7 protein-coding genes are annotated in these 3,003 nt (G+C 37.6%); 4 read left to right on the forward strand and 3 right to left on the reverse strand.

The genetic code is table 11. The features are described from left to right. The first annotated feature begins 156 nt into the window (after window positions 1–156). The 4 genes from PX636_RS16685 to PX636_RS16700 all read left to right on the forward strand — a co-directional run bounded on the left by PX636_RS16685 (window position 157) and on the right by PX636_RS16700 (window position 1,740). A complete protein-coding gene (locus tag PX636_RS16685) occupies window positions 157–444 on the forward strand; it encodes a BrnT family toxin (RefSeq protein WP_012266238.1) in 288 nt (95 codons plus the stop codon). Further along, a complete protein-coding gene (locus PX636_RS16690) occupies window positions 422–694 on the forward strand; it encodes a hypothetical protein (RefSeq protein ID WP_002799473.1) in 273 nt (90 codons plus the stop codon). The genes PX636_RS16685 and PX636_RS16690 overlap by 23 nt, the downstream gene beginning before the upstream one ends. Before the next feature lie 264 nt (window positions 695–958). Then, window positions 959–1,249 carry a type II toxin-antitoxin system TacA family antitoxin gene (locus PX636_RS16695; protein ID WP_002799472.1) on the forward strand — a complete coding sequence of 97 codons (291 nt, stop codon included), beginning with the start codon at window positions 959–961 and terminating at the stop codon, window positions 1,247–1,249. Further along, a complete protein-coding gene (locus tag PX636_RS16700; protein ID WP_002738857.1) occupies window positions 1,246–1,740 on the forward strand; it encodes a GNAT family N-acetyltransferase in 495 nt (164 codons plus the stop codon). The genes PX636_RS16695 and PX636_RS16700 overlap by 4 nt, the downstream gene beginning before the upstream one ends. Before the next feature lie 151 nt (window positions 1,741–1,891). Here PX636_RS16700 and PX636_RS16705 read toward each other — a convergent pair whose 3' ends face one another. The 3 genes from PX636_RS16705 to PX636_RS16715 are packed head-to-tail and all read right to left on the reverse strand — an operon-like array spanning window position 1,892 to window position 2,741. After that, window positions 1,892–2,224, reverse strand: coding sequence for a ribonuclease toxin HepT-like protein (locus PX636_RS16705; RefSeq protein WP_353853491.1), 333 nt, complete (start codon window positions 2,222–2,224; stop codon window positions 1,892–1,894). Further along, window positions 2,122–2,370 carry a hypothetical protein gene (locus PX636_RS16710; RefSeq protein WP_288117918.1) on the reverse strand — a complete coding sequence of 83 codons (249 nt, stop codon included), beginning with the start codon at window positions 2,368–2,370 and terminating at the stop codon, window positions 2,122–2,124. The genes PX636_RS16705 and PX636_RS16710 overlap by 103 nt, the downstream gene beginning before the upstream one ends. Then, on the reverse strand, window positions 2,367–2,741 hold the full coding sequence (locus PX636_RS16715; protein WP_002757633.1) for a nucleotidyltransferase family protein: 375 nt from the start codon (window positions 2,739–2,741) through the stop codon (window positions 2,367–2,369). The genes PX636_RS16710 and PX636_RS16715 overlap by 4 nt, the downstream gene beginning before the upstream one ends. Window positions 2,742–3,003: the final 262 nt, after the last annotated feature.

Consider the following 3,003-nt stretch of genomic DNA (forward strand, 5'->3'; position numbering starts at 1 on the left):
ACTGCGGTGACATACCTTTTACTATCAGCAGCGATCGCTTATATATCTCTCTATTAATCAAACTTTGGCAAGACGCGATCGCACAGGAAAAATTGTTATTCCGCCCTCAGGATATGCTACAATGGGGGGCATTTCAGTTGGCAAAGTGGCAATGATTTGGAACTAGCATTTGAATGGGATAAACAGAAAGCAAAAATAAATCAAAGAAAACATAACATTTCTTTTGAAGAAGCATCCACCGTATTTGATGATCCCTTAGCTGTAAATTTCGATGATCCTGACCATTCTACAGGAGAGAATCGCTATCTTATAATAGGTTTATCAGATCAAAGTAAATTTCTATTTGTTTCTTATACGGATCGTGATCATAAAATTCGTTTAATTAGTGCAAGATTAGTTACACCCAAAGAAAGGAGATATTATGAACGAGAAAATCCAAGATGAATTAGAAGATGACTTGCGAGAAGAATATGATTTAAGTCAACTTAAAAATCCTGTTCGCGGAAAATATTACCAACAGTATCGGGAAGGTCATAGCGTTACTATTCATCATGAAGATGGAACAAAAACGGTTGAACATTTTCCAGCGCAAAATGATGTAATTATTCTTGATCCTGATGTTAAAAAATATTTTCCTAATTCGGAATCCGTTAATGCGACCTTAAGAAGTTTAATTAAATTAATTCCTCAATAATAGTGCGATGCCTACGGCACTGCATAGCAGCACGCCCCTTCTTCTCGATTAGTTTGAAACAACGAAACCCAAGACTATTTAAGGTGTGTTACTGCGGTGATGCAGCTTTTACCTATCAGTTATAATGGAAAGGTTTGAAGCCTAGACTTTCATCAAATGATGCTCATCTCTCTGAAAAATCCTGGTATCGTATCGTACATAGTGTAATGTCGTTGTCACTACATTATGTTAAAATAATTAAGTTTGGAATTACACACCCATCTTATGAGTAGTAAAACAAAAAGTAAGACTCCGCGTAATACCCTAAATTTGCGAATTAAGCCAGAAGAACGCAATTTGATCGATATGGCAGCCAAAGTGCAAGGTAAGAATAGAACTGATTTTATTTTGGAAGCCGCGCGGAATGCTGCGGAGGAAACTTTGCTCGAACGTACTATTTTTTTGGCTAGTCCAGAGGCTTATGCAGAATTTATCGCACTTCTAGATGCACCACCTCAACCTAATGAACGTTTACGCAAAACCATGCAGACGCTCGCACCTTGGGAGAAGGAATGAATTTGACACCACCTGAACCTCTGGCTAGTTATCACTCAATCACTGATTTTTCCTGCGGAATTACTTCTCTTGATGATTGGTTGAAGCGTCGAGCTTATGCTAATCAAGCCAGTGGTGCAACTAGAACTTTTGTTACCTGCGTTGACAATAGGGTAGTTGGGTATTACGCCCTTGCTTCCGGGGCGATTAGTATACAATCAGCTAATGGTAAATTTCGGCGGAATATGCCTAACCCAATTCCAGTGGTAATTTTGGCACGATTGGCAGTAGATACTTCTTACCAAGGTCAAGGTTTAGGATGCGGTTTATTTCGTGATGGTGCGCTACGGGTTGTTAAAGCGGCTGATACCATTGGTATTCGGGGAATTATTGTTCATGCTATTTCAGAAGAAGCTAAGAATTTTTATTTGGCTTTAGGTTTTGATGTGTCTCCTCTTGAACCGATGACGTTGATGATTACTCTTAATGATTTACGCGCTTGTATTGCTTAGTGCGCTACAGGGGCAACACGGGGTCAACCACAGGGGGTTTGCCCCTACAGGTACGTTTAAGTCCAGAATAACTTTGCTTATGGCCTCATGAACAAGATGTTTGCCCTGATACACTTTACTTAGATTCAGTGCGATTACCAGTTATCTTTAATTAAGTTTTTCCCTTACTTAAATTATTACAAAACAATTGAATGTCATTGATTATGGTTTGATAAGAATTAACAATTTGATGGGCGATGATTAAAACCTTTTCCTCATCTAATTGGCAAGAATAAGCACTTCTCACCAGATGACGAAACCGCCGTAACTCATCCAAAATGAGCCTTGTTTCTTCTGTAATAACTGCTTTTCTCACCCTAGGTATATCAACAGACATTTGCTCTAATAAATCTCGATGCCATTTATCCCCCGTTGGGAATCTTTGATCAATTTTTTTAGCAATCGCTTCAAATATACGCTCAATTCCAGTATAAACTCCATGCAAATTAAGCGCAATAGAATTAATGCGTTTTGATACATGACATCCGATTGATGAGATAATTCTCTTAAAAATATCTCTAACTGTTGTAGGGCTTGAAGAATTTTATTGAGTTCTTGATTAATTCTATCTTGAATTGATAAATTAGTCATAATTCGACCCCCTGAGCAATTGCCTCTAAAATATAAGGATGAGCCTTTTGAACTTCTACTAAATCCACCTCAAAATCCTGTCCATTATCTAACTCTGCTATCGCCTTAAAATAATCTTTCTCTGGTAAATCCCAAACCGCTAAATCAAGATCAGAATGGGGAGTTATTTCTTCATAATTTAACAATGAACCAAATAAAACAACTTTCGTGACTCCATACTTCTCTTTAAGGAGACTAGCACATTTTTGAGCAATTTTTAACCCTGCTTGTTGCCGTTGTTTCATCTCTAATAGAAATTGTTCACGGTTTGCTCTCGCTGCTAAAACTTCAGCAATAATCTCTTGTTTTCGTTCTTCAGTTAACTGTGTCATTATGATTACCCCTAAATCATTGAATATCAATAGTTTCTATGATAGCAATTTTTGTGATCAGCGATCGCCGCTCTTGTCGGTTGGGTTGAGGCAACGAAACCCAACAATATTTTATTTAAGGTGTGTTACTTCGGTGACATACCTTTTATCTATCAGTCATCAGGAGAGCTTATTTATTTTCTGCTTAGATCAGTTAAAATTGAGGAATGATCGGCCTAGAAATTGGGTTTATCTTCGTACTTAACCTTAACATGAGAGTGTA

This window comes from Microcystis sp. M53598_WE2 (assembly GCF_030067735.1).
Classification (GTDB): domain Bacteria; phylum Cyanobacteriota; class Cyanobacteriia; order Cyanobacteriales; family Microcystaceae; genus Microcystis; species Microcystis aeruginosa.